Source organism: Pyxidicoccus sp. M15 (assembly GCF_056858435.1).
In genome coordinates this window covers 1,666,535-1,692,893 of sequence record NZ_CM166495.1, presented here as the reverse complement: position 1 = coordinate 1,692,893, position 26,359 = coordinate 1,666,535, and the positions used below count along the sequence as shown (strand labels likewise).

Annotated in this window: 19 protein-coding genes; 3 read left to right on the top strand and 16 right to left on the bottom strand. The window is 72.1% G+C overall.

Going from position 1 to position 26,359, the window contains the following annotated elements; all coding sequences use genetic code 11:
• Nucleotide 1: 1 nt before the first annotated feature.
• From argE to ACX9TP_RS06690, 6 genes are all read right to left on the bottom strand, one after another.
• The gene (gene argE, locus ACX9TP_RS06715; RefSeq protein ID WP_482978889.1) at nt 2-1,144 is read right to left on the bottom strand and encodes an acetylornithine deacetylase; all 1,143 of its coding nucleotides are present in this window, start codon (nt 1,142-1,144) and stop codon (nt 2-4) included.
• A 75-nt stretch (nt 1,145-1,219) separates the two neighbouring features.
• On the bottom strand, nt 1,220-2,728 hold the full coding sequence (locus ACX9TP_RS06710; RefSeq protein ID WP_482978888.1) for a hypothetical protein: 1,509 nt from the start codon (nt 2,726-2,728) through the stop codon (nt 1,220-1,222).
• Between the two features lie 82 nt (nt 2,729-2,810).
• The gene (gene hutF, locus ACX9TP_RS06705) at nt 2,811-4,199 is read right to left on the bottom strand and encodes a formimidoylglutamate deiminase (RefSeq protein ID WP_482978887.1); all 1,389 of its coding nucleotides are present in this window, start codon (nt 4,197-4,199) and stop codon (nt 2,811-2,813) included.
• A gap of 66 nt (nt 4,200-4,265) precedes the next feature.
• The gene (locus tag ACX9TP_RS06700) at nt 4,266-5,738 is read right to left on the bottom strand and encodes a hypothetical protein (protein WP_482978886.1); all 1,473 of its coding nucleotides are present in this window, start codon (nt 5,736-5,738) and stop codon (nt 4,266-4,268) included.
• An 80-nt stretch (nt 5,739-5,818) separates the two neighbouring features.
• Nucleotides 5,819-6,307, bottom strand: coding sequence for a ferritin-like domain-containing protein (locus ACX9TP_RS06695; protein ID WP_482978885.1), 489 nt, complete (start codon nt 6,305-6,307; stop codon nt 5,819-5,821).
• Nucleotides 6,308-6,458: 151 nt separating this feature from the next.
• Nucleotides 6,459-6,782, bottom strand: coding sequence for a SemiSWEET family sugar transporter (locus tag ACX9TP_RS06690; RefSeq protein WP_482978884.1), 324 nt, complete (start codon nt 6,780-6,782; stop codon nt 6,459-6,461).
• A gap of 292 nt (nt 6,783-7,074) precedes the next feature.
• On the opposite strand from ACX9TP_RS06690, the gene ligD reads away from it, so the two are divergent.
• Together ligD and ACX9TP_RS06680 are read left to right on the top strand one after the other, a co-directional pair.
• Entirely contained in the window at nt 7,075-9,927 is a 2,853-nt protein-coding gene (gene ligD, locus ACX9TP_RS06685; protein ID WP_482978883.1) for a non-homologous end-joining DNA ligase, read from the top strand.
• A 36-nt stretch (nt 9,928-9,963) separates the two neighbouring features.
• Nucleotides 9,964-10,908 carry a DMT family transporter gene (locus ACX9TP_RS06680; RefSeq protein WP_482978882.1) on the top strand — a complete coding sequence of 315 codons (945 nt, stop codon included), beginning with the start codon at nt 9,964-9,966 and terminating at the stop codon, nt 10,906-10,908.
• 4 nt (nt 10,909-10,912) lie between these two features.
• On the opposite strand, the gene ACX9TP_RS06675 is transcribed toward ACX9TP_RS06680, so the two are convergent.
• From ACX9TP_RS06675 to ACX9TP_RS06650, 6 genes are all read right to left on the bottom strand, one after another.
• Nucleotides 10,913-11,326, bottom strand: coding sequence for a hypothetical protein (locus ACX9TP_RS06675; protein WP_482978881.1), 414 nt, complete (start codon nt 11,324-11,326; stop codon nt 10,913-10,915).
• Nucleotides 11,327-11,401: 75 nt separating this feature from the next.
• Complete coding sequence (locus ACX9TP_RS06670; protein WP_482978880.1) at nt 11,402-15,136, bottom strand: FG-GAP-like repeat-containing protein; 3,735 nt, start codon at nt 15,134-15,136, stop codon at nt 11,402-11,404.
• A 60-nt stretch (nt 15,137-15,196) separates the two neighbouring features.
• Nucleotides 15,197-16,720, bottom strand: coding sequence for a hypothetical protein (locus ACX9TP_RS06665; protein ID WP_482978879.1), 1,524 nt, complete (start codon nt 16,718-16,720; stop codon nt 15,197-15,199).
• A 12-nt stretch (nt 16,721-16,732) separates the two neighbouring features.
• Nucleotides 16,733-18,145, bottom strand: coding sequence for a DUF1501 domain-containing protein (locus ACX9TP_RS06660; protein WP_482978878.1), 1,413 nt, complete (start codon nt 18,143-18,145; stop codon nt 16,733-16,735).
• 17 nt (nt 18,146-18,162) lie between these two features.
• Nucleotides 18,163-18,858 (bottom strand): hypothetical protein, encoded by a 696-nt coding sequence (locus ACX9TP_RS06655; protein ID WP_482978877.1) that lies wholly within the window; start codon nt 18,856-18,858, stop codon nt 18,163-18,165.
• Nucleotides 18,858-20,873, bottom strand: a complete 2,016-nt coding sequence (locus ACX9TP_RS06650) for a DUF1585 domain-containing protein (RefSeq protein ID WP_482978876.1) — start codon at nt 20,871-20,873, stop codon at nt 18,858-18,860. Before ACX9TP_RS06650 ends, ACX9TP_RS06655 begins: the two co-directional genes overlap by 1 nt.
• A gap of 172 nt (nt 20,874-21,045) precedes the next feature.
• On the opposite strand from ACX9TP_RS06650, the gene ACX9TP_RS06645 reads away from it, so the two are divergent.
• The gene (locus tag ACX9TP_RS06645; RefSeq protein ID WP_482978875.1) at nt 21,046-21,606 is read left to right on the top strand and encodes a DUF420 domain-containing protein; all 561 of its coding nucleotides are present in this window, start codon (nt 21,046-21,048) and stop codon (nt 21,604-21,606) included.
• Between the two features lie 10 nt (nt 21,607-21,616).
• Here ACX9TP_RS06645 and ACX9TP_RS06640 read toward each other — a convergent pair whose 3' ends face one another.
• Genes ACX9TP_RS06640 through ACX9TP_RS06625 form a run of 4 tightly spaced genes read right to left on the bottom strand, consistent with a single transcriptional unit; the run spans nt 21,617 to nt 26,133 of the window.
• Nucleotides 21,617-22,819 carry a sensor histidine kinase gene (locus tag ACX9TP_RS06640; protein WP_482978874.1) on the bottom strand — a complete coding sequence of 401 codons (1,203 nt, stop codon included), beginning with the start codon at nt 22,817-22,819 and terminating at the stop codon, nt 21,617-21,619.
• A complete protein-coding gene (locus ACX9TP_RS06635) occupies nt 22,816-23,262 on the bottom strand; it encodes a response regulator (RefSeq protein ID WP_482978873.1) in 447 nt (148 codons plus the stop codon). Before ACX9TP_RS06635 ends, ACX9TP_RS06640 begins: the two co-directional genes overlap by 4 nt.
• The gene (locus ACX9TP_RS06630) at nt 23,259-25,550 is read right to left on the bottom strand and encodes an ATP-binding protein (protein WP_482978872.1); all 2,292 of its coding nucleotides are present in this window, start codon (nt 25,548-25,550) and stop codon (nt 23,259-23,261) included. The genes ACX9TP_RS06635 and ACX9TP_RS06630 overlap by 4 nt, the downstream gene beginning before the upstream one ends.
• Nucleotides 25,531-26,133 (bottom strand): biliverdin-producing heme oxygenase, encoded by a 603-nt coding sequence (locus tag ACX9TP_RS06625; RefSeq protein WP_482978871.1) that lies wholly within the window; start codon nt 26,131-26,133, stop codon nt 25,531-25,533. The genes ACX9TP_RS06630 and ACX9TP_RS06625 overlap by 20 nt, the downstream gene beginning before the upstream one ends.
• Between the last annotated feature and the right edge of the window lie 226 nt (nt 26,134-26,359).

Sequence of the window (26,359 nt, the reverse complement as noted above, 5' to 3'; positions counted from 1 at the left end):
CTCAGCGCGCGCCGCAGAAGTGCGCCACGGCGCGTGACAGCGCGGCCTCGCAGCGCACCAGGTCTTCCACGGGGACGTACTCCCCCGTCTGGTGCGCCACGCGGATGTCGCCGGGGCCGAACACCACGGCCTCGGCGCCCAGCTCCGTCATCTGCGGGGCCTCCGTGCCGAAGGACACCGTGGTGGACGCGTTGCCGCTGGCCTCGGCCAGGAAGCGCACCACCTCCGCGTCCGCCCGCGTATTCACACCCCGGTCCGTGCGCACCACCCGGATGTGCGCCTCGAAGGCGGGCTCGTCCCGCACCAGCTCCTGGCGGATGGACTCCAGCAACTGAGGCACCCGCTCCGTCGGCTGGCCGGGGATGGGGCGCCACTCGACGATGAAGCGGCACGCGCCGGGGATGATGTTCTTCGCCTTGCCGCCCTGGATGACGCCGACATTCACCGTGGTGAAGGGCGGCTGGAAGCCCTCGTCGCGCTCATCGCGCAGCACCGTGGTGGCCAGGTGCTCCAGCCGCTGGAGGAAGCGCCCGGCGCGGAAGATGGCCGACGCACCCGACTCCGGGTACGCGCTGTGGCCCTCCTTGCCCAGCACCTCCACCTCCGCCAGGCAGTAGCCCTTGTTCGCGCGCACCGGGGTGAGCCGGGTGGGCTCGCCGACAATCGCGTGGCGCGCGCGGCCCAGGCCCGCCTCCACCAGCTTCTTCGCGCCCACGAGGCCCACCTCCTCGTCGGCGGTGAGCACCACCATCAGCGGGGCCCGCACGCGCTCGGCCTTGAGGGCCGCGTGCAGCGCGCAGGCGATGAAGCCCTTGGTGTCACACGCGCCGCGCGCGTAGAGCTTCCCCTCCTTCTCCGTCAGCCGCAGCGCGTCCTTCCACGCCGGGTCATACGGCACGCAGTCGGTGTGCCCCACCAGCGCCAGCTCGGCGCGGCCGGAGCCGGAGCCGCCCTTCACCGCGACGAGGTTCACCTTCTCCACGCCCGCGTCGTCGGTGTAGCGCTGGCGCTCGGCGGTGAAGCCCGCGGCCTCCAGCTTCGCCTGCGCGTAGTCCACCAGCGGGGCGTTGGGACGGGCGGACGTGGTGTCCATGGCCACCAACTCTGTCAGGGTGGCTCGCAGCGCGGGCAGCGTGTCGCTCATGGGGGACGACCTCCAGGAGCCGCGTCATGCCACCGCCCGGCACCGCGCGCCAGCCCCTGGAGGCCCCCTGCCCTTTCAGCGGACGGATGCCACCGGGTGCACGGGCACCGGGTGCATGGAGTCCTCGTCCTCGCCCGGGCGGCCCAGGCCCTTGAACACCGCGGGCGCGGACGCGCTCACCGGCCCCACGTAGAAGACCCCGTGGTAGCCCGCGTCGTTCGCCCCACCCCACAGGTGGACGAAGAAGCGGTCGCCGTTGTCCCGGCCCTTCGCCTCGCGCACCCCGCAGTCCAGCCGGTCCTTCACGCCCTTGCTGTCCACGGCGCAGATCCACGCCGAGCCGCTGTCATACGCCATGTCCAGCGCCACCACGCCCTTCACGTGCTTGGACAGCAGCAGGCCCATGGGCTGGTACTTCCCGTTCCACGGCAGCCCGGGCTTCGTGCGCGGGTGGATGTTGCCGCTGACCACGAGGAAGAAGCGGTCCGGCGCGTGCTTCACGCGCGACATCACCGTGGCCGCCATGGCCTCCTCCCGCACCTGTCCCTGGAGCTTCGGGTGGTCGAAGACGAAGACCTCCACGTCCAGGCCGCGGACCCGGAGCTGGCGCAGCTGCTCCAGCATGTTCGCCATCGCCTCGCTGCTCCGCCCGTCGGGGTACGGGCTGCGCCAGAAGGGCGCGTCCATCAGCTTCAGCCAGTCCGCGTCCGTGCCCTCGCTGGTGAGGAAGCCCGCCACGCGGTCCTGGCTCTCCACCGGCAGCTCCAGCCCCACCGTCACCGGCGTGCCCGCCACCACCGACTGGCAGGACGCCTGCGCCAGGAAGCGCGGCACCTCCTGCGTGCCGTGCAGCTCTCCCAGCAGCAGCACTCCGCCCTTCTTCACCTGCTTGCCCAGGCCGATGATGGGCAGCCCGCACTCCATGGCCTCGGCACCGGGCGCCTGCTTCGCCTCCGGCGCCTTCGCCACCCGCACCGGCTTCGGCGCGTTCTCCGCCTTCGCCAGCTTCGGCGCGACGGAGCGGAACACCTTCCACTCCATGGTCAGGTCGCGCGTGCCCTGCGCGGACTCCGCGAAGAAGGAGTTCTCTCCCTTCGGCGCATCCAGCATCTCCTCCCAGTCCTCGGGGCTCGTGAGCGGCTGGGAGAACTCGCCGCTAGACGGGGCCCCCCCGTTCTCGCTTCCTCCGCCGCCAGGCGCCCCCAGGGTGCGGTTGACACCCCAGTCCAGCTCCTTGCCCGCCAGGGACAGCGCCTTGTTCGCGCTCTTGGTGATGCGGACGACCCACAGCTTGCTCTTCGTGGGCGACTCGCGCTTGCCCAGCACGAGGTAGCGGTGCCAGTAGCCCGACACCTTCGAGCCGCCGAACTCCTCGCGCCACTCCGTCTGGAGCACGTTGCTGCCCCTGTCCTCGCGGAAGGGCAGGTTGCTGTCGGTGAAGAACTGGCGGACCTCCGGCCAGACCTCCTCCAACGGCCTGTCATAGATGGCCTCCCGGTCCGGAAGGTCCAGGTCCCCCTGGCGAGCCGCACAGCCCGCCAGGGCAAGCATCAACATCACCGCCGCATACATCCTCGAGCGCATTCGCCCCTCCGCTTCTGACGTCCCCCGCGCAACAAACGCAGCACTTCACGGGGGCATATCGGCGCGGCGGGGGCCTTACGCCTTACGGGTACAGCGCGCGCGACAGCGCGTGGAAGGCGCGGCCGCTCTCCTCCGCGAGCGGGTGACGGCCGTCCCGCACCACCACGCGCCCGGCCACCGCCACCTCGCGCACCGCCGCCTTGTCCGCGCCGAAGACGATGGCGGCGAGCAGCGACTCCCCGCTCGCGCCGGTGAGCGACGGGTGGTGCAGGTCCACCGTGAAGAAGTCAGCGGGCCTGCCCGGCTCCAGGGTGCCCGTGGCCAGGCCCAGGCTGTGCGCGCCCTGGGCGGTGGCCATGTCCAGCAGCCGCGCCGCCAGGCCGTCCATCTGCCCCCGGCCCGGGTCCAGCACCGCGCGCCGCAGCCGCGCCAGCCGCAGGTGGCCCTCCAGCTGCCGCGCCTCGTCCAGCAGGTCCACCGTGGCCTGGCTGTCCGAGCCGAGGCTGATGCGCGCCCCCGCCCGCACCAGCGCGTCCGCGGGGACGATGCCGTCGCCCAGGTTGCGCTCGGTGGAGGGACACGCGCACACCGTCGCCTGCGCCCCGCCCAGCAGCGCCACCTCCGCGTCCGTCAGGTGCACGCCGTGCACGGCGGTGAAGCGCGGGCCGAGCAGCCCCAGGTCCGCCAGCAGCTCCACCGGACGCCGGCCATGCTCGGCGAGGCATGCCTCGATTTCCTTCGGCTGCTCCGCCACGTGCATGTGCACGGGCCCGCTCCGGGAGGAAGCACTGGCGACCGAGGCCAGCCACTCGCGCGTCACCGCGCGCACGCTGTGCGGGGCGAGGCCCACGCTGACCGCCGCGTCGTCGCGCAGCTCGTGCGCGAGCGACTCCGCCGAGGCGAGGAAGCCGTCCACGTCCCTGTCGATGAAGCGCCGCTGGCGCGGATTCGCCGGGACGTTGAAGCCGGCGCGCGCGTAGCCCACGCGCAACAGGCAGATGCGCAGGCCCACGTCCCTGGCGGCGCGGATGACGGCGTGCGCCAGCGTGTTGCGGTCCGCGTATGGGGTGCCATCCGCCTGGTGGTGGAGGTAGTGGAACTCGCCCACGGTGGTGATGCCGGCCAGGGCCATCTCCACGAAGGCCTGCCGCGAGGCGGTGTACACGTCCTCCGGGCCCAGCGACTCGGCGGCGCGGTACATGGCCTCGCGCCAGCTCCAGAAGTCATCCGCCTCGCGGCCGGAGGCCACGTACTCCGTGCGGCCGCGGATGAGGCGCTGGAAGGCGTGCGAGTGGCCGTTGACGAGCCCCGGCAGCAGCGCGCGCCCCGGCAGCCGGACGGTGCGCGCCCCGGCGGGCACGGGGCCCTCATGAAGGACGAGGCCGTCCGCGCTCACGCCCAGGGCGCGTCCTTCTTGGAACCGGCCCCCGGTGTAGAGGAGGTCCGGCTGGTAGACGATGGTTTCGCTCACCCGGTCAGCGTATGCCAGCCGACCGGGAGCCGCAGCAGCGGCGGAGCCACCCGCCGCGTGCCACCGTCAAGGCATGGACGCGAACGAGGAGCCCTCGTCCTTCAGCGGATGCGCCGAGTTGTCATCCTCGCCCGGGCGCCCCATCCCCTTGTGCACCGCGGGTGCGGACGCATTCACCGGGCCCACGTAGAAGACGCCGTCGTAGCCCGCGTCGCTCGTGCCATCCCACTGGTGCATGAAGAAGCGGTCGCCGTTGTCCTTGCCCTTCGCGTTGCGGATGCCGCAGTCCAGCCGGTCCTTCACGCCCTTGCTGTCCACCGCGCAGATCCACGCCGAGCCGCTGTCGTACGCCATGTCCAGCGCGGCGACCTCGTCCAGCCCGTCCTTCAGCAGCAGGCCCATGGGGCGGTACTTCCTGTCCCACGGCAGCCCCGCCTTCTTGCGCGCGTGGATGTTGCCGGACAGCACCACGTAGAAGCGGTCCTTCGCCGACTCCACCTGGTGCTTCACCGTGGCGGCCATCGCCTTCTCACGCTCCTGGCCCTGCGCCTTCGGGTGGTCGAAGACGAACGCCTCCACGTCCAGCCCGCGCGAGCGCAGCTGGCGCAGCTGCTCCAGCATGTTCGCCACCGCCTCGCTGCTGCGGCCGTCCGGGTACGGGCTGCGCCAGAAGGGCGCCTCCATCAGCTTCAGCCAGTCCTCCTCGGTGCCGGCGCTCTCCAGGAACGCGTCCACGCGCGTCTGGTTCTCCAGCGGCAGCTCCAGCCCCACCGTCACCGGCGTGCCCGCCACCGTCGTCTGGCACACCGTCTGCGCCAGGAAGCGCGGCACCTCCTGCGTGCCGTGCATCTCTCCGAGCAGCAGCACCCCGCCCTTCTTCACCTGCTTCGCCAGGCCGATGATGGGCAGCCCGCACTCGATGTCCATGGCATTGGGCGCCTGCTTCGCGTCCGGAGCCTTGGCCACGCGCACCGGCTTCGGGGCGTTCTCCTCCTTCATCAGCTTGGGGGAGATGCCGCGGAACACCTTCCACTCCATCACCAGGTCCCGGTTGCCCTGGCCCGACTCCGCGTAGAAGGAGTTCTCCCCCTGCGGCGCGTCGAAGTAGGCCTCCATGTCCTCGACGCTCAGGACGCTGCCGTCTCCATCAGGTCCTCCGACGGCCCGGCTGACGCCCCAGTCGAGCTCCTTCCCGGCCCTGGACAGCGTCTTGTTCGCGCTCTTGGTGATGCGGATGATCCACAGCTTGCTCTGCGTGGGGGACTCGCGCTTGCCCAGCACCATGTAGCGGTGCCAGTAGCCCGAAATCTTCGAGCCACCGAACTCCTGCCGCCACTCCGTCTGGAGCACCATGCTGCCCTTGTCCTCACGGAAGGGCAGGTTGTTCTCCGTGAAGAAGGTGCGTACCTCTGGCCACATCTCCTCCAGGGGCCGCTCATAGATGGCCTCCCGGTCGGGGATTTCCAGCTCACTGCGATGGGCCGCGCAGCCCACCATCACCCATGCCAGTGCCACGACCGCGTATACCGCCGAGCGCATGCCGCCCCTCCCGAGAGCAAAGTCCCGGAAGGGTAACGCAGGCATGGCCCTGGCATATCGGCTGGAGGTCGGAGGCTGCCTCAGGCCTGGGCTTCGGAGCCGTGGGCGATGACAGCCGCGCGGTCCTTCTCCCAGGGGCGGCTGCGGACGGCCTCGCGAATCCAGATGACGTGGCGGCGCTCGTCCTCGCGGTGCTTCTCGATGAGGGCGCGGACCTCCGGAGTCCAGTCGAAGCGCAGGGCGACCTCGTAGGCGCGGTTGGTGAACTCCTCGTTGCCCATCATCGCCACCAGCGCGGCCTCGGTGCCCATCATGCTGGTCATCGCCGTCAGGCTCTTCATCGCGGCGCCCTTGAGGTCCGGGCGCAGGTCCACGGGCTCGCCGCCAAGGCGGGTGATGAGGAGGTTGAGGTCCTGCACGTGCCGCATGTGGTCGATGCGGTACGCGTTGAGCCGCTCGCGCACCAGGGCCTCCGGGATGCGGGACAGCGCGGCGTCGTACGCCCCCACCGCGTCCGCGTCGAGCTGGGCCAGGCTGCGAAGCTTCGCGACTGCGGAATTCTCGGCCATGTCGACCTCCTCGAACGGGGACCTCGGGCAATGTGAGATGGCCCTTCCCGACGGCCAAGCCGCCCCCGGGGCTCGGCCCCTGCCCGGCCCGAGGGCATGCGGGCAGGCACTCGGAAGGCCCGGACGGCAGGCCTCCCGGAGCCGGGCGCCCTCAGGCATGGACGGGCCGGGTGGACTCCCGGCCTTCCGTGCCGGCTGGCGGGGCCCCGCGCCTGCGCTCCGCGCGACGATGCTTGAGGACGATGAACACGCCCACGATGGCGCTCAGCAGCAGCAGCGCGTTCGTCACCACGAACACCCAGTTGTTCACCATGACGCTGTAGATGGTGAAGCCCGTGGAGGCGGTGATCTGCCCCACGAAGAGCCACTTGGAGACACCTTCGCTGGAGCCGGACTTCCACTGTTTGTAGACCTGCTTGCCGATGGTCAGCACCAGGATGAACGAGCTGAACCAGCCAATGGCTTCGGACCCCATGCACCCTCCGGGCACAGAGGATGCGCACGCCCTCCCCCGAGGGCATCCGCCAGGGCCCGCTTCCCCCGCGGGCATGCCGGGAGGCGCCGCGTGCATCACGCGCCGGAGCCCCTACCCTGAGAGGTGAGGGGTGAGCAGTGGACACGGACACGCGCTCCGAGCCCGGTCTCAGCGGGGCCCGGTTGGCTGGTGGCCCTCCGGACAGTGGGTGGGGGCCCGGGGCGCGTGCCCCTCCTCCACTCCTTCCATCGCGTGATTTGCCGCCCGCAGGCTGGATGCCAAACGTTGAGGCGTGAGCCGCCCAACCACACGCCTGAAGACCTACCGGAGCAAGCGAGACTTCGACCTCACGCCCGAGCCGGCGCCCGACGTCGAAGCCCGGCCCCGCGTTGATGGCGCCCCCATCTTCGTGGTGCACAAGCACGACGCCACCCGGCTGCACTACGACCTGCGCCTCGAAATCGACGGCGTGCTCGCGAGCTGGGCCATTCCCAAGGGCCCCAGCTATGACCCGGGCGAGAAGCGGCTCGCGGTGGAGACCGAGGACCATCCGCTGTCGTACGCCGGCTTCGAGGGCCACATCCCGGATGACGCGTATGGCGGCGGGGACTCGCTGCTGTGGGACCGCGGCACCTTCGACACCGTGCCTCCGGGCCAGGCCGAGGCCCAGCGCAAGCAGGGCCGGCTCCACGTGGAGCTCCAGGGCGAGAAGCTGAAGGGGCGCTGGCACCTCATCCGCACGCACCTGCGCGGCAGCGGGAAGAAGACGCAGTGGCTGTGCTTCAAGGCGAAGGACGAGACGGCGGACCCGGCCTACGACGTCACCGAGGAGCGGCCGGAGTCGGTGAAGAGCGGCCAGGTGGAGACGCGCGGGCCGGTGAAGCGCGGCGCGAGGAAGGCCGCAGCCGCCGTACGCCCGAGCGCGAAGAAGCAGCCCGCGGCGAAGAGGCGCAAGCAGGCGGCGGCCCGGACGCCGGTGGCGCTGATGGAGCGCGTCTGGCCGCCCATGCTCGCGACGCTCTCCGTGCCGGAGGAGGCCAGCGATGCCACGCACATGTACGAGGTGAAGTACGACGGCTTCCGCGCGGTGGCCTCGCTCGTGGGCGGGAAGCTGGTCTTCCGGAGCCGGCGGGGCAATGACCTGTCCGTGCGCTTCCCCACGCTCGCCGAGGCCCTGCGCGGGCTGGACGTGCACGACGCGGTGGTGGACGGGGAAATCGTCGCCCTGGATGCGAAGGGCCGCTCGCGCTTCCAGTTGCTCCAGAACCAGTCCGGGGTGGAGCTGCGCTACGTCATCTTCGACCTGCTCTGGCTGGACGGTGAGGACCTGCGCGGGCTGCCGCTGGAGGCGCGGCGCGAGCGGCTGGAGCAACTGCTGAAGGGCGTGAAGCCGCCGCTCCAGCTCTCGGAGCGGCTGGACGTGACACTGACGCGCGCGCTGTCCACGGCGCAGCGACGCGGGTGGGAGGGGCTCATCGCGAAGCGGAAGGGCTCCGCGTACGTGGGCACCCGCTCCGGCGACTGGCTGAAGCTGAAGGTGCTGGCGGGCCAGGAGGTGGTCATCCTGGGCTACCTGCCCATCCAGAACGAGCGGGCGAAGACGGAGATTGGCGCGCTGCTGGTGGGCGTCCACGACGAGGAGGGCTTCCACGACGTGGGCAAGGTGGGCACGGGCTTCTCGACGAAGGACCGGCGCAGGCTGCGCGAGCTGCTCGACAAGGACCGCGTGAGCCAGCCCATGGCGGTGGACGCGGAGCCTCGCAAGGGCGCGGTGTGGGTGAAGCCGAAGCACGTGGCGCAGGTGCAGTTCACCGAGTGGACGGAGGATGGGCGGCTGCGCCACCCCGTGTACCAGGGCCTGCGCACCGACAAGCAGCCGGTGGAGGTGGTGCGCGAGAAGCCCGCCCCCGTCGCGCGCAAGGCACGGCGGGCCGAAGCGGAGGCCTTGCCGGATGCCGCCAGGAACGACGTGCGCCCGGTGCGTGAGGGCACGGCGGGCCGCGGGGAGAGCTCGAGGACGAAGCGCGCTCGTCCGGTGCGGACTGACACGGCGGGCCGTAAGGCAGCCTCAGTGACCTCGCTGAAGGCGGCGCGAGGCGGTGCGCCGGCTGGGACGGCGGGCCGCGGGGAGAAGTCGGCAGCCGCTCCGAGGGCGGCGCGTGCAGGCGCGCGAACGAAGCGTGCCGGTACGGCCGGCAGGCAGGAGCGCGCCACCACGGGCGTCCGACGCGCGCCGACGGCGCTGGCCGCGCGTACCGCGGCGGTGCGTGGGAAGGACGAGGAGACGGAGACGAGCGTGGGACGCGCGAAGCTGACGCACGGCGACCGCGTCATCTTCCCGGACAGCGGCCTCACGAAGGCGGACGTCTTCGCGTACTACCGCGAGGTGTCGCCGCTGCTGGTGCCCGTGCTCGCCGACCGCCCCATCTCCATGCAGCAGTGGCCGGCGGGAATCCAGGCGCCGGGCTTCTTCCGGCACGAGATGTCCGGCATGCCCGCGTGGCTGCCCACGCTGCGCGTGCGCCACGAGGAGAAGACGCTCCGCCACGTCAACGTGAAGGACGAAGAGGCGCTGCTGTGGCTGGCGAACCAATCCGCGCTGACGCTGCACATGTGGCTGAGCCGGGCGCCGAAGCTGGCGCAGCCGGACATGCTGGTGCTCGACCTGGACCCGGGCAAGGGGGGCTGGTCGGACGTGGTGACGGTGGCCCTGGCGCTGCGCGAGAAGCTGGAGGCGTACGGGCTGCGCGGCCATCCGAAGACGTCCGGCAAGCGCGGCCTGCACGTGGTGGTGCCGCTGGCGCCGGGGCACACGTACGCGCGGACGCAGTCCTTCGCGGACCGGCTCGTCTCCGAGCTGGAGGCCGACCTGGGCGACATCGCCACCACGGAGCGCTCCATCAGCAAGCGCGGCGGACGGCTCTACCTGGACGCGGGGCAGAACGCGCGCGGCAAGACGGTGGTGGCGCCCTACTCGCTCCGCGCGAAGGACCGCGCCCCCTTCTCCGCGCCGGTGAAGTGGAGCGAGGTGACGAAGAAGCTGGACCCGTCGCGCTTCAACCTGAAGACGCTGCGCAAGCGGCTGGATGCCGTGGGAGACCTCTTCGCCGAGGCCATGAAGGACACACAGACGCTCCCGAAGTGACACGGGCGCATCCGGCCGTGTTACTCCGTCGCGCCCATGTCCTCCGCCTCCGTCACAGGTCCGGTGAAGCCGGGTGGCCCGCTGAAGGTCGCCCTCGCCTACTGCACCTGCTTCCTGCTGTGGGGCTCCACGTGGTCGGTGGTGAAGGTGGGCCTCCAGGACCTGCCGCCGCTGCGCTTCGTGGGCATCCGCATGCTGGTGGCGGGGCTGGCGCTCCTGCCCTTCGCCCGCTCACGCGGCGCGCCGCTCGGGCCGGGCATGGGGTGGCGCATCGCGGGGCTGGGGCTGCTGCAGATTGCCATCCCCTTCGGCCTGCTCTTCGTCGGGCAGCAGTGGATTCCCTCCAGCTGGGCGGCGCTCCTCTTCTCCACCTTCCCCATGTGGTTGCTGCTGGTGGGCCGGGTGATGATGCCGGACCAGCACCTCACGGGCCGCAAGCTGCTGGCCGCGGGGCTGGGCGTGGCGGGCGTCGCGGTGCTCCAGGACTCCGGCCTGGGGACGCTGGAGGTGTCGGGGCACCTGCTGCTCGGGTGCCTCCTGTGCCTGGCGTCCGTGGCCGTCATCGCCGTGGCCAACGTGCTGGCCAAGAAGCACATGGGCCAGGTGCCCGCGCACGTGCTGGTGTTCGGCCAGACGTTCAGCAGCGCGCTCCCGCTGCTCGTGCTGTCCTTCCTGCTGGAGGCGGGCCAGCCCTCGCACTGGAGCCCGCGCTCGGTGCTCGCCGTGCTGTACCTCGCGCTGTGCGGCACCGTGCTCACGTACCAGTGCCTCTACTGGCTCCTGCCGCGCATCTCCCTGGCGGCGCTCGGCGCCATGGCGCTGCTGGACACGCTGGTGGCGGTGGTGCTGGGCGTGGTGTTCCTCGACGAGCCGCTCACCCTGTCGCTGCTCGTCGGCGGCGCGCTCATCCTCGGCGGAGCCGCGCTCGCCAACCTCATCCCCGCGGACGCGCCTTCCGCGTCGAAGGCGCCCTCGCGCTGAGGCGTCAGCCGGCGTGCCGCGTCCGCGCCCCGCGGTGCTGCTCAATCCACGCGCGGGCCTGCTCCAGCGTGTCCACGTACATCACGTCCAGCGGCTCGCCGCCGCTCAGCATGGAGCGCACCATGAGGCTCTTGGTGGTGGCCTTCTGGTCCAGCCCCGCGCCGATGTAGACGATGCCGCGAAACCAGTCCGGCTTCGCGTGGTCCACGAGGTAGCCGCGCGACTCCGGGCTCAGGTGCGAGCCGGTGATGTCCGCCGCGAGGTAGAAGCGCCCCGACGTGGACATCTCCCGGTAGACGGCGCAGGACCACTGCGACGTCTCCAAGGTGATGGCGCCACGGAACTTCGCCCAGAGGATGTCCGGAGCCTCCACCCACGCCCGCTGCTCCCCAAACGCCCACTCAGATTGCCGTGACATGGAACTCCTGCGATTGGAACGGAACGATGATAGGCCCGTTCCCTCGCGGAGACCAACGGTGTCACGGCCGCCTCGTCAGAAGGCGAGCGGAAGGGCGAAGGCCGTGCCGTTCTGCGTTCCGGTGCGGTAGCTGCGAGGCGCTCCGATGACGAGCATCGGCGTAACTCCGGTGGAACCCGGAATCAGTCCCAGGTCTTGTCCGAGAGCACTGCGCTCCGCTCCATCTCCCACCACCATGAGGAACGGGGAAAGCGCGCCCAGCTGCGTCTTTCCGCCCGCGTAGAGGAACACGGCGCCGCCGCCATCCGAGGCCTCCGACGCGCCCGGCGCGCCCACCAGCAGGTCCGGCACGCCGTCGCCCGTCACGTCACGGCCGCCCGCCAGCGAGGTGCCGAAGCTCACCGCGCGCGTGCGGTGCACCAGCGTCACCGGCTCCACGCCGTCACCCAGCGCGCCAATCACCAGGGGCCTGCCGGCGCTCTGCCGGGCATTCATCTCCGTGAGCAGCTCCGCCTTGTCGAAGAGGAGCACCACCGGCTGCGTCACGCCGTTGAAGGGGATGCTGGAGGCGCTGACGGCCACGAAGTCGCGCGCGTCGTCGAGGAACTTCCCCGCGCGCGTCACGGCCACGCCCAGGCCCAGGTTGTTGAGCTGCGCTTCGTTGTCGCCGGCCAGCCGCAGCACGGTGGCCGTGGTGCGGCCACCGCAGCGCGTGCCGCCCGCGTCGTAGCCGAAGAGGATGGCCACGCCGGAGCGCGTGCCCTCCGCGTAGCGCCACGCCAGCTCGTCGCAGCCGTCCCCGTTCAGGTCCTCCAGCGTCGCCGGCGCGGACGTCTGGATGTTCATCGACGGCCACGAGTAGACGGGGTCACACCCCATGGTCAGCTTCGCCAGCGACGCGTCCTCCGGCGCGCGGCCCAGGAACACCTCCATGCCCTTGTCGCGCAGCACGCCGAGGTCCTTCTTCCCGTCGCCGTTGAAGTCGAAGCCGCCCACCAGCCCGCGGCCGATGGCGGTGCGCTTGCACCGCGCGTCGGACTCCGGCGTGCAGCCCGGAATCAGTGAAGGCGCCCACAGCCGGTAGGCCGGCTTGAAGGTGCCGTCCGTCTGCCCCAGCGACACCAGCACGCCGCCCACGTTCAGGGTGCCGCTGGTGACGCACGCGGCGTCGACGCTGACGTAGGTGTTGGTCAGCTCCGTGTTGCCGGCCGTCGTGCCCGTGCCCGTGACGAAGAAGCTCGGCGCGCCCACCACCAGGTCCTGCCGCCCGTCGCCGTTGAAGTCGGTGAAGGCCACGTCCGCGCCCACGGCGCGGCCCGCCCTGTGCGGCGAGGGCGCGCCCTCTTCCGCCACGCGGGCCGCGGCCGGCTGCGCCGCGTCGTGCACGTAGGCGCGGCCGATGGACAGCGCATCACCGTCCGCGTTGGAGCCGGAGCCCGACCAGCCCGGCGCGCCCACCACCGTCAGGGCGCGGTTCTCCGGCCCCCGCGCCACGGCCACACCTTCGCCGTAGCGCTCCACGCTCGGCTTCGTGGGCACCATGATGCCGGTGCGCGGCCACTCGGCGAGCGACGCGCCCGAGGGCCGGTACAGCTCCACCCGGCCGGTGAAGGCCCCCTGGTCCGACGAGGCGCGGCCCGAGAAGGCCACCAGCACCGGGCCGTCCGGCAGCGTCCACGCCGCGAGGCCCGCGCCCAGCGTGTCCGACTTCGCCGCGCCGTTGAGCGTGGCCAGCGGCTTGTTGATGACGCTGCCCTTGGCGAGCGTGGCCAGCGGATACACCAGCACCTTGCCAATCCAGCGCTGCGCGTTGTTGGGCGCCGTGCCCGACGCCTTCGGCGCGCCCAGCAGCAGCTCCGGCCCCGCCGCGCCGTCCACGTCCAGCACCGCCTGGCTGCGGCCCGCGTTGATGCCACCCGCGTCGCCGTAGATGCGGGCGAAGGCCTCCTCGCGCTTCACCTGCGGGGGCGTGGCCGGCGGCTCGCCCGAGGGCCGGCGCTCGCTCAAGTCGAACAGCAGCGCGCCGCCCGCGTCAGTGCCGGACTTCACGCCACCGCTGGTGCTCAGGTCCGGCGAGTCCAGCAGGTCCGCCACCGCCATCAGCAGCGCCGGCCGCGAGCCCTCTGCCGGAATGGCGCTCAGCCGCCACGTGCCCTCGTTGCTGTCCGCCGTGTTGGCGGGCAGCAGGTACACGTCCGGGGAGGCCCGGAAGCGCGTGCCCTCCGGCCGCGCGAAGAAGACGGAGATGGCCACCTGCGAGCCCGACACGGAGCCGTCCGTGGCCGAGTAGCGCGACACCTTGCCGAGCGCCGCCAGGTCCACGCGGCCGTCCCCGTTGAGGTCCGCCGCCACCACCGCGCGCCCCAGGTCCGAGTTGCTGCGCGACACCAGCGCGCCCTCGCGCGTCAGGTCCGCGCCGCCCAGCCGGATGGCGGGCAGGTCCGGCACCGGGCTCTTGCTGTCGGAGAGGTACAGGTCCACCGTGCCGCGCCGGTTGATGGCCTGCGTGGGCGCCAGGTCTCCCAGCGGCGCGCCCGCCACCAGGTCCAGGTCTCCGTCCCCATCCATGTCCGCGACGGACATGCCCGCGCCGAACGCGGCGTCCTTGAGCAGGCCGGTGAGCCCCTCGCGCAGCGGGGCCGGCGTGCCGCCCTTGAAGGTATAGAAGTACACCGCGCCCGCGTTGCTCACGGCGACGTCCGCGCCCGGCGAGGACACCACCAGCTCCGCCCGTCCGTCCCCGTCCAGGTCCCCCGCGGCGAGCGCGTCACCGAAGGCCGCCGTGTCCGAGCTGCCGGTGAGCACCCACGTGGGCGCCGACGGCAGCCCGCCCGCCGCGCCCTTGAAGATGAAGACGGCGCCGCCGGCGGGCCGGGCCAAATCACTCTCGCGCTGGCCCACCGCGAGGTCCTGCGTCCCGTCCCCGTCGAAGTCCGCCGTCACCATGCTGGCCACGTCGGAGAGGCGGCCATGCGCCACGCCGGGGCGGGTCAGCTCGTCCAGCACGCGCACGGTCACCCGCGCCGTCTGCTTCGTGAAGGGGTCCGTCGCCGTCAGCACCGTCGTGCCGGTGGCGCCCGCCTCCACGGAGAGCCGCCCGTTCGCGAGCGTGCCCGGGCCGGACGTCTTCGCCCAGCTCACCCGGTCCGTGCCGCCGCGCGTGGCCAGCGGCACGGAGGCCCCGGAGGGCACCGCGAGGAACGGCGGGTCCCCGGCGAGCTTCACCCCCGCGCGGACCTGGTACTGGAGCAGTGCCTCGTCCCCCGTCTGCGCGTCGCGCACGGTGAGCAAATCACTCCCCTCGCGCGTGCCGGCCGTGTAGACGCCCTCGGGCGTGAGGGTGGCGCCGGAGTCGCTGCGCGTCAGGGTGTACGTGGGCGCGCCCAGCACCCCGCTCACGGCAATCTGGAACGAGGTCCCTGGCGGCAACTCGGCGCGCGCGGGGGCGACGTCGAAGGCGGCCACCACCGACACCGTGGTGCGTGCGTCCCCGGGGCACTTCGCGTCCTCCACCACCAGCGTGTCGGTGGCCGGCGTGCGCCCCGCGACGAAGCGGTCGCCGATGAGTGCGCCGGACGAGCCGCCCGGCTCCAGCAGGAAGCGGTAGTGGCCGCTGCCGCCCTTCGCCACCAGCGCCACCGGGCCGGACACCCGCACGCGCGCCGGCTCCGCGGTGAGGGCGAGCGCCGGCAGGCCCGTGCACAGGTCCACCGTGGGCGGCAGCGGAATCACGCGCGCGGGGTCCAGGTCGTCCGAGCACGCGGAGGCGAGGAGCGCGAGGAGGGGGGCCGCGCGGGTCAGTCGAATCATGTCGGGGTGCCTCGAAGAGGGGGTGCGACGGGGTGCTGCACCGGAGCGGCTCCGGACACTTCAGGGCAGCGTGCCGGAAGCGGCCCAGCGCTGGATGCGGGTGATGAGCTGCGGGTCCAGGGGCCCGTCGGCGGGCATGCGCTTGTCGCGCACTGCGGCGGTGATGATGGCCGCGTTCGCCTTCCACAGCTGGTAGGTGTTGAGCGGCCGGCCGGGGCTGGTGGTGTGGCACTTCGCGCAGCGCGACTCGTGGATGGGGCGGATGTCCTTCTCCCAGCCGAGCGCCTCCGCGGACAGGGGCTGGTACTCGAAGGGCACGGTGCGCCTGGACTCGGTGCCGTCCGCGAAGCGCGCGACGACGGCCAGCGCATGACGCCCGGCGGACAGGCCCGCCAGCGAGTACGCCCTGGGCGTGCCGTCCGCCTCCGAGCCGCCCAGGCTGTACTGCGGGCCCGACGTCGGCACGTCGGTGCCGTCGAGCTGGAAGAGGAGGCGCTCCGGGGGCGGGCCCGGCGGGAGCACCGCGTGCGCCACCAGCCCGTCCTCCACCACCTGCATGCCCTGGTACAGCCCGGACACGCGCGGCACCGGCGCGCGGCTCACCGCCACCGACTGGCCGCCCAGCTGCACCCACGCGGTGCCGGCCTCGTCCGCGGCGAGGAAGCGGAACTCGCGCGTGTCCAGGTCCGTGGCCACGCCCCAGGTGTTCGCGTCCGCGTCGTAGACGAGCAGCGAGTCGCTGGACTTCACCCAGAGGAAGCGGCCCGAGGCGAGCAGCTGCACCGGCCGCTCGCCCAGGTCCACGCGGCGCCAGCCGGAGCTCGCCCGGCGCAGCAGGCCCTGGTTGGTGAGCAGCCACAGCTCACCGGCGGTGCCCACCGCCGGGCCCAGGCCCACGAGCGACTCCACCACCTCGCCCTCGTCCAGGGGCGCATGGGCCTCGCGCACCTGGTACGTGGTGGCACCGGTGGCCACCGCCACGTTCAGCGTGCCGTCGCGGAGGAACCAGACGCCGGGCGAGCCGTCCGTCGTCGGCGCCGCCGCCAGCGCGGTGATGCCGGTGATGGGACTGCCGCCCACCTTCAGCGCGGCCAGCGTGCCCTCCTGCAGGCGGTACAGGCCGCGGGTGTGGGCCAGCCAGCCCGCGCCGTCCGCGGACTGCGCGGTGGCGGTGACGCCCGCGCCCAGCGCGTCACGCCACGACGGGGCGATGAGCCAGCCGGACTCCGCGACGAAGAGGCCGTTCTGCGCCTCCACCACCGCGCTGTGCGGCCCCATCCGGAAGACGCCGCTCACGGCGCCCGCCGCCACGGTGTTGCCCGGGTGCGGCTCCAGCGCGCCGAGCGAGCCGTCCAGCCGCAGCCGCACGAGCGAGCCCGAGGCGGTGGCGAAGACGCCTCCGCCGGACTGGTCGGCGAAGCCCGGCGTGGAGGCCAGCTCCGCCTTCGCCGGGACTTCCGCCGGACGGAAGGCCGTGGGCTTCGGCCGGTCCAGCGGGAGGGAGCCCTCCCCGCACGCGCTCAGCAGCGCGGCGGAGAGGAGGAGGGAGACGACGGAGGAGGAAGCCCTCGGATGTGGACGCATGCGGATGACGGCTCAGGCGAGGATGGGACGCAGGGGGTCCACGCGGGTGATGCTGTAGTCGAGGCCCGCCGAGGCGAGCACCGTGGCGATGACGTGCTCGGGGAAGATGTTGGAGCCGTTCGGGTCCGCGGCGCCGGTGCGCAAATCGAACGTGCCCGGCGACATGCCGATGTCGCCGCTCTTGCCGAAGACGTAGTTGTGCTTGATGCCCGCGCCCATGAGGAGGCAGGAGCTGCACAGGTGGTGGTCCCTGCCACCGGAGGCGTTGATGAGCGGCGTGCGGGCGAACTCGGAGAACACCATGATGGTGGTGTGGTCCATGAAGTTACCACCCGACGGGTGCGGGCTGGCGCGCAGGTCGTCCACCAGGCTGGCGAGCGCGTCGAAGCCGCGGCGCTGGTTGTTGGCGTGGGTGAGCTGGGTGCCGAAGTGCGTGTCCAGGCCGCCCGTGAGGTTGATGGTGACGCACTGGGCGATGCCCTTCTTCAGCGCGGTGGCCACCGTGGCGGCGCGGCCCGCCTCGTTGTCGATGGAGCCCGTGGTGGCCAGGCCGTAGCGCGTGCGCACCGCCTCCATCTCCGGGTTGGTGGTGTCCTGGAACTGGAAGGCCTTCTCCAGCCCCTTGGACAGCACCTGCTGCATCTGGTCCCGGCTGTTGGAGTAGGTGGTGCCCACGCCGCGCGTACCGTACGCCGCCTGCTCGCAGTTGATGGGCTGGCCGCGGAAGTCGATGAGCTGGTTCTCCAGCTCGCTGTCCAGCTGCTGGCTGGCGGAGGACGGCCGCAGCGTGAGGAGCAGGTCGTCGCGGCGGCTGACGCGCAGCGCGTTGGCGTAGCCCCCGTAGCGGTCGTTGTACGACTCCACGTTGTAGGAGATGGACGCGATGGGCACCCGCGGCTTCATCTGCCCCACGATTTCCGTGGCCGTGGAAGAGCCGCGCGCGGCGCTGCCGATGGGGAGCTTGCCGGTGAGGAAGTACCGGTAGCCCACCTCGTGGCCCAGCGTGTTCATGTTGATGCCGCGCACCACCGTCATCAGGTCGTAGTGCGACGCCAGCCGCTCGCCCACCGCGGGCCCGAAGTCGATGTTGGGCCGGCCCGCGCCGGAGCGCTCGTTCGGGAGGATGGGGCGCGTGGGGAAGCGCGAGTCGTTGATGAGGTTGTAGCCGGGGAGGATTTTCGTCTCGGACGCGCGGTCGGCGTTGAACTCGTCCGGATCTCGCGGGTCGAAGGCGAGCAGCTGGTCCCAGCCGCCGCTGAAGTACACGAAGACGAAGCACCGGTCCGCCGGGGCCAGCTCCGCGGCCTGGGCGAAGGCGCGGAAGGGCAGCCCGCCCAGCAGCGTGGAGCCCATGAAGCCGGCGGCGGCCTTGAGGAAGGTGCGGCGCTCGGGGAGGAAGTTCTCGTCGCGGTTGTTCTTCTTCATCGCAGGCTCTCCCCAGCTCAATAGGTGATGAAGCGCGGGTCGGTCAGCATGGCGATGCAGATGAGCGCCAGGACCTGGTCCCGCTTCTTCGTGGTGCCCGCGAGCGTCTCCACCCGCGTCGCCGCCTGGGTGAAGAGGCCCACCCACTTCGTCAGCTCGTCCCCCGTCAGCGGCGAGCCCCAGAAGCGCGTGGAGTTGTAGACGAGGAACTCGCGCACCTGGGCGTCGGTCAGCTTGCGCAGGTCGTCCCACTTGCCGGGCAGCGTGCGGCTGAGCGTGCGCAGCGAGGCGTCCGCCTGCGCGATTTCCGCCTTGGACTGCTCCAGGCAGACGTAGCGCGCACCGTCCTCCAGGAACTTGGCGAAGACGAGGTTGGGCTCGGTGTTCTCACTGGCGACGAGCGCGTAGTCCGCGCGGCCCAGCGACGTGGCGCGCACGTCGATGCCGTCACGGCCGTCCGCCGTCACCCAGCGGCGGCCCACCGCGCCGAGGATGGCCGCGTCCAGCTGGGACACGGTGAGCCGGCGCGGGGCGCGGCCCACGCTGCCCTCCTGGGCCTCGGGGTCCGGCAGCGGCTCGTAGTGGTTGTCGGGGTGGGGATTGGGGACGGGCTCGAGCTGGCCATCCAGGGGCGGAGGCGTGGCCTTCTCCTCCGACTTCTGGCAGCCGGAGGCCAGCGCGAGCAGCGCGGCGGTCAGGACCAGGTGGCGCATCAATCAATCCTCCGGTAGGCGTCCGTCGTCACCACCCGCTCGATGAGCGACTTGAGCTTGTGGCCGCTCTTCGCGAAGTCCTGGGACAGCGGCGTCAGGTACATGCGCTGCTCCTCGGTGGTCATCGGCCGGCCGAGGAACTCGTTCCAGATGCGCTTCACCGTGCAGCGCTCCAGGTCGCCCGTCTGCAGCATGCGCTGGACGAGCAGCTGCGGGCCGGCCTCGATGTTCTGCTCCTCGTCGGCCGTGCGGTACAGGTACGTCTTGAGCATGCCCAGGCTGTTGGCGCCGTCGCCGTCGTACGCCTGCATGACGTACTGGCTGCACTCGCCGCCGCAGTTGGTGTCGCCGTTGAGGGCGCAGTCGCGGCACTTGGGGTCGAAGCGGGGGAACTGGTCCGGGGTGAGGAACTGGGCGCCGCGCTCGGCGTAGCGGCCCCAGTGCGCGCCGGTGGGCTCAATCGTGGCGTGGCAGTAGTTGCAGCCGCAGCGCACCGCGAGGTTGTTCTGCCGGTTGCAGGAGTCCTCGGGGGGCGGCAGCGAGGCGTCCGCCGGCGGGGAGAACGTCTTGCAGAGGAAGGCCTCGTAGAACTCGTTCACCCGCGCGCGCTGGGTGGGGAAGCGGTAGAGGAAGGCGGGGGTGGTGAGCACGCCCGCGTGCTGCGCGTCGCGCGTGTACTCCACCCAGGCGCCGTTCTCCTCGTAGGGGATGGCGGGGATGGTCTGCGTGTCCGCGGGGGACGTCACGCTGAAGACGCCCACGCCCTGCTTCTGCCGGTAGTACTCGGCCAGGGTGCCGTTCACGAAGGAGCGGCGGGTGGTGAGGATGTTGAAGTAGGGCTCGTCGCGCTTCACCACCGACTCGGCGATGCGCAGCGGCTCCTCGTTGAAGGCGGCCACGCGCATGTCGTGCACGGAGCGGACCCCCTGCGAGTTGATGGCATTCACCTCGCAGCGGCGCAGGCGGTCCCCGCAGCCGCAGCTGCGGTCGCTGGCGAAGCGCGCCGCCTCGCACGAGGCCATGGTCCACGGGTTGTGCGGGCGGTCCTGCGCTTCCACCGCGCACACCTTGACGGACGCGGGCGTGGTGGCCGTGGCCCAGTACGGCGGCTTGGCGGTCATCACATAGCCCTCGCGCTGGACGCAGCCGCGGCGCGGGGCGTAGTTGCCCTTCACGTTGTCCCGCAGCTCCAAATCCAGGGTGCAGCGCTTGAGGTCCGTCAGCGTGGGCCTGGAGGGGATGTTGGGGTGCTCGAAGGCGGTGATGCGGCCGCTTGCGTCCGTCACCTCCACCGTCAGCGCGGCGGTGGTGCTCTTGCCCGGGTCCGGCAGGCAGAGGAACGAGTCCATGGCCGCGCCGCGCCTGTCACAGAAGTACGTGTACTTCCTCCAGGTGGCGTTGGCGGCCAGGTCGGCGCACGTGCTCACCGCGTTGCTGGTCGCGGTGGCCAGCGCCGTGCACTTGTAGAAGTTGGTGTCGTAGTCGAAGGACACGGGCATGGGCACGCCCATGTCGTCCCGGCACTTGAGCACCTTCTCGCGCAGGGGCGCCGCGTGCGCGTCCGGCTGCGTCGCGGTGAGGCAGGAGTCCTGTTCGACGGTGGCGTCACACCCGGCGCCGTTGACGCCGCGCAGGCCGGCGGAGCTGTTGTTGTTGAAGCCGAGGATGCTGTCGGCGGCGCCCGAGCCGCTCAGGCGCGAGTTGCCGTTGTCGAAGACGCTCGCGGAGAGGTTCGAGCGGAGCAGCGCCCGGTGGTAGTTGCGGATGCGGGCGTAGAACTCGTCCTTGCCCATCATCGCGCGGATGTCCTCCGCGTCGACCGAGCCCTTGGCCTGGGCCGCCTTGTACTCGTCGTAGGTGGGGGGACGGCCGAGCAGATCCAACGACAGCTGCCGGAGGTGCCGCTCCAGGGGCACCTTCGCGACAGGCGCGCAGACGGCTTCTTCAGCGGAAGCCGGCAGGGCCAGAAGCAAGGCGGCGCCAGCCAGGGCGGCGAGGCAACGCACACGGTCCAAGGGGGACCTCCGAGAGGGGGGGTCGGGGGTGACCGCTTCCGAGTATGCTGGCTTTCCCTGTTCAAGATCAAACGACGGGGCAACAATTCCTCATGCGACATGTATGAGGAGGTGGTCCCCGCGAGGCGGTGGCGGTTGCAACGGAGTGGGCGCCGCGAGAGATAGGGGACTCATGTCGAACGCCGCCCCCGCCGCCCTTCCCTCTCGCGTGAGTGACAGGAACTTCTTCGCCTTCACGGCGGTGGTGTCCGTGGCCGCGCTGTCCTTCCTGGCGTGGCTCCTGCTGGTGCGGCGCGGGGGCGCGGGGGGCGTGGACCTGCGCTTCCTGCCGGCGGTCAACGCGGGCCTCAACGCAACGGCGGCGGCGCTGCTCATCGCCGGGTGGGTGGCGGTGAAGCGCGGGGCGAAGAAGGTGCACCAGTACCTGATGGTGTCCGCCTTCGCGGCGTCGTCCCTGTTCCTGGTGTGCTACCTGGCCTACCACTACGTGCACGGTGACACGCGCTACGTGGGGGACTGGCGCGGGCTGTACCTGGCCATCCTGGCGAGCCACGTGCTGCTGTCCATGCCGGTGGTGCCCATGGCGCTGGTGTCCTTCTACTTCGCGTGGCGCAAGGAGTTCACCCGGCACCGCAAGGTGACGCGGTGGCTGGCACCCATCTGGGTGTACGTGTCGGTGACGGGCGTCGTCGTCTTCTTCATGCTCCGCGGCGGCGTGCCCGCGGTGCCGTAGGGCGCGCGGCTCACCGGGAGCGCAAGAACGAGGAGTCCTCGTCGGCCTCTGGCCCCTGCCCCCGCTCCGCGCCTTCGGGCATGCCGCGCGGCAGGCGCACGGTGAAGGTGGTGCCACGCCCTTCCTGGCTCTCCACCTGGATGGTGCCCCCGTGAAGCTCCACCATGCGGCGCGCGCTGGCCAGCCCCACGCCGCTGCCGGAGACGTCCCGGGCCACGTTGCGGCCGCGCCGGAAGCGCTCGAAGACGTGGGGCAGGTCCTCGGCGGGAATGCCGATGCCCTCGTCGGACACCTCCAGCCGCACCCCGTTCGACGGGTTGCCCCGCTCCTCGGCCAGCATCACCGTGACGGTGGTGCCCGGGGCGCTGTACTTCACCGCGTTGCCCAGCAGGTTCTCCAGCACGCGCTCCAGGGCGCGGGCGTCCCAGTAGCCGGTGAGGTCCTCGCCCTCCTCGTGCAGGATGAAGCGGTGCCGGGCGGAGGCCTCCAGCGCGTGCACCTTGGAGCCCACCAGCACGCGCAAATCCAGGGGCTCACGGCGCAGCGGCTGCTCCTGGCCACGCGTCGCCTCCAGGAAGTGGTCGATGAGCTCGCCCATGCGGTAGGCGGCGCGGACGATGTGCTCCAGCCGCGACTCCTGCGTGGGCTTGAGGGTGCCCTCGGGGAACTGGCGGCGCAGCACCTGGGCGTTGAGGGCGATGATCTGGATGGGCCCCTTGAGGTCGTGCGTGGCCAGGGCGAACAGCTCGTCGCGCACGGCCAGCGCCTCCTGGGCGGCCCGCTCCGCGCGCTCGGCGCGCACGCGGCGGTCCTCCAGCTCGCGCGTCATGCGCACCGTGTCCACCGCGCCCCGGAGGCTGCGGCGAAGGCGGTCCGCGCTGTAGGCGTCCTTGATGAGGTAGTCCTGCGCGCCCGCCTTCATCGCGTCCACCGCGACGCGCTCGCTGCCGCTGCCGGTGAGCATCACCACCGAGGGGGCCCTTCCCGGATGGCGCGCGTGCAGCTCGCGCAGCAGGCCCAGTCCCGTCATGCCCGGCAGGTGGTAGTCCACCAGGATGACGTCCGGCGGCGCGGCGTCGATGCGCGCCAGGGCCTCCTCCGCGGAGGTGACGGACTCCAGCAGCCAGGTCGCTTCCGGGTCGCGCTCCAGGGCGCGGCGCACGGCGAGCCTGTCCGAGGGACTGTCGTCCACCATCAGCACGCGGAGGCTCATGCCGGTGAGTCCTCCGAGCCCGGCAGCCGCGCCGCGGCGAGCCAGAAGGACTGGAGCGCGCGCGCGGCGGCCTCCAGCTGCTCGCCGGGCTCCGGCTTGAAGAGGTAGCTGTTGGCGCCGTCCGCGTAGGCGCCCTCCACGTCCTGCTTCTCCAGGGAGCTGGAGAAGATGATGACGGGGATGCAGCGCAGCGCCGGGTCCGCCTTGAGGCGGGACAGCACCTCGCGGCCGCCCATGCCCGGCATGTGCAGGTCCAGAAGGACGAGCGCCGGCCGCAGGGCCTGCGCGTAGTCACCGCGCTGGTAGAGATATTCCAGCGCGCTCTCCCCGTCGCGCACGCGCACCAGGGGCAGCGGCAGGGGCAGCCGCCGGGCGATGCGCTCCAGCGCCACCGCGTCCGCGTCGCTGTCCTCCACGAGGAGAAGAGGCCTGCGCTCCATCATTCCGGCCCCTGGCCCAGCGTGAAGTAGAAGGTGGCGCCCCGGCCGGGCGCGGAGTCCACCCACAGCTCGCCGCCGTGCAACCGCACCAGCCGGCGCGCAATCGCGAGCCCCGCGCCGGAGCCCCCGCCATACGCCTGCGCGGGGTGCAGCCGCCGGAACATCTCGAAGATGGCCTCGTGGAACTGCGGAGCGATGCCGATGCCCGGGTCTCTCACATAGAAAACGTAGGGCGCCCCCGGGCGGTCCGCCGTGACGGGACGGGACTCCCCCGGCCCGAAGAAGCCCAGCTCCACCCAGCGCGGCTCGGCTGCCTGGTACTTGGCCGCGTTGGAGATGAGGTTGGCCCACACCTGCCGGATGCGCACGGCGTCGCAGGTAACGTGGGGCAGGCGACGGGGCAGGCGCACCGCGACATGCCCCTCCTCCAGCCGCGCGCTGAGCGTGCTGAGCACCTCGTCCACCAGCTCCTGCATGTCCGACTCGCCCCAGGCCAGCTCCAGGCGTCCGAGGCGGCTGAACTCGAAGAGGTCGTCCAGCATCGCCTGGGCGCGGCGGGCGAGCCACCCCACCGACTTGAGGTGCTCGCGGCCCTCCGCGTCCAGCGTGGCCGCGTGGTCCTCCAGGAAGAAGGTCGTGTACTGCTGGATGCCGCGCAGCGGCTCCTTGAGGTCGTGCCCCACGGTGCCGCTGAAGGCCTCCAGCTCGTCGTTGGAGCGGGCCAGGGCGCGCGACAGGCGGGCCAGCTCCGCCGCGTGACGCAGCACCACGCCCGCGAGCGCGCCCCGGAAGGACTCCGCTGCCTCCACGTCCGCGGCCGTCCACGGAGCGCTCGTGCCGCGCACCTCCTCGCGCCACGCGTCGAAGGAAGCGCGCGGGTGCAGCCGTGCATGGCCGGGCTCGGGCTCCGCGGGCTTGCGCGGGTTGCCGGCCCAGGTGACGGTGTGAGCGACTTCCGGGCGGAACCAGAGGGCGAAGCGCGGGGCCTCGGGGTCCAGCCGCACCGCGAGCAGGCCCGCGGCCACGTCCCCGCTCCCGGCCAGCGGCGCGTAATGGGCCCCCAGCCGCTCGGTGTGGAAGGTGGCGCCCATGCCGGAGTCCTTCGCGAGCCACGCGGCCAGGGCCCGCACCTCGGCCTCGCCGGGCGTCTTGCCGAAGAGGAGGGGCGCATCCCCTACGTCCCTGTCCGCGTGCGCCCCCGGCTCGAGGACGTCGCCGAGCAGCAGCGCCGCGCCGGTGGCCCCGGTGAGCTCCAGCAGCAGCGCGCCGTTCGCCTCCAGCGCGACGGGCAGCGAGGGGCCCTCGCCCAGGCGGGTGACGAGCTGGCCCTGGAGGCCCGCACGGCGGGCGCGCGAGGCGGCCTCCGCGCCGCGCTCCTCCGCGCCGAGCTGGAGGGTCAGCAGCCGCGCGAGCACCTCGCACGCCTGGCGCCGGGCCGCGGACACCAGGCGCGGCGAGAGGTGGTGGCAGGCGATGAGCCCCCACAGCGCGCCGTCCTTCAGCAGCGACACGGAGAAGGACGCGCCCACGCCCATGTTGCGCAGGTACTCCAGGTGCACCTCGGACACGCTGCGCAGGGCGGCGCCGGACAAGTCGAGCGGGCGCTGCGTGTCCGGCAGCGTGGGCGGCACCATCGCCACCGGGCGCGCCGTCGCGTCCGCGATGAGGCGCAGCGGGTTGCGCGTGTAGAGGGCGCGGGCCTGGACGGGGATGTCGCTGGCGGGAAAGTGCATTCCCATGAAGCTGTCCACGCCCTCGCCGCGGCTCTCGGCCACCACCTCGCCGTGCCAGTCGGCGTGGAAGCGGTACACCATGACGCGGTCGAAGCCGATGAGCGCGCGCACGGCGTCCGCGGTGGACTGGAGGAGCGAGGCCGTGCCCCGCGCGAGCGCCAGGGGCGACACCAGCCGGTGCACGGCTTCGAGCGCGTCCTCGTCCGCGCTCGCGCCCTCGTCCGTGAGGGGCTCCAGCTCCAGCACCGTGAAGCCGTCACTGTCGTGCAGCAGCGCGGAGCAGGCGCGGTCTGCCGCCTTCACGCGCACGGGCCCGGAGGCGGTGCCGGCGCGCACGCGCCGCAGCGAGTCCGCGTCCAGCACGCGCGTGACGGGCTGGCCCCGCAGCGCGGCGGGTGACAGGCCGAGCAGCGCCTCCACGTTGGCGCTCACCACCGCCACGGTGAGGTCCGGCTCGCGGAAGGCCAGCAGCACGCCGTGCGGCTGCACTCCCCCGAGCAGGTGGATGGGCTCCCTGTCACATTGGGTGAGGTCCAGCTCAGGGGCGGGAGGGGGCATGGGCCGTCTCCCGCAGCAGCCACGCCCCGAAGGCGTCAAAGGTGTCCTGGGCGCCCTTCACCACGCGTGCGTCGAAGTCGCTCGAGGCTGCCTGGGCCGCGGCCTCCGTGACGGCCTGACCGAAGGCGCGCCACATGGGGCCCACCGCGTCGCCGTAGGCCTGGAAGAAGGCGAAGTCGCCCACGGGGACGTCCGCGAAGTGGCGCTTGAGGTGCCGGAGGATGAGCTGGCCTCCCAGCGTGGAGCCCTCCAGCACGTAGAAGCAGCCCAGCGCCTCCGGCACGCCGGGCAGCGACGGCAGCAGGGCGCAGCGCGGGAGCCCTGCCAGGGAGGCGTCGTCATGGCCGAGCGTGCGCAGGTCCTCCTCGAGCAGCGGCACCTTCCAGCGCTCGTGCGGGCGCAGGGCGGGCACGGTGTCGGCCAGCCGGGCGGCGAGCTGTGCCTCCAGCGGGACATAGAAGCCGTACAGGGCCTCCAGGTGGCGGCGGTAATCGCCAGGCGTGAGGCCCGGGTCCATCAGTCGGACCGCGGCCTCGGTGCGCTCGTGGTGCGGGCGCGTCTCCGTCTTCAGTCGCTGCAGCAATGACAAAGTGCCCGGAAGATGGCGCCAACCCCAGACGGTGGGAACCGGGTTTTTCCGCCGACTGTCCACCTTGTTACCCCTGTACGTACCTCACGACAGTGGGTGGACGGATGACGCGTGAGGAGGACCTCGGGTTCACCGTGTGGCGGTGGAAGTTGGCACTCCCAGCGGGCCCGAGCGGGGCACGGAGGGCCCTGGAGTGACGACTGCGTTGGCGCAGTCGGCC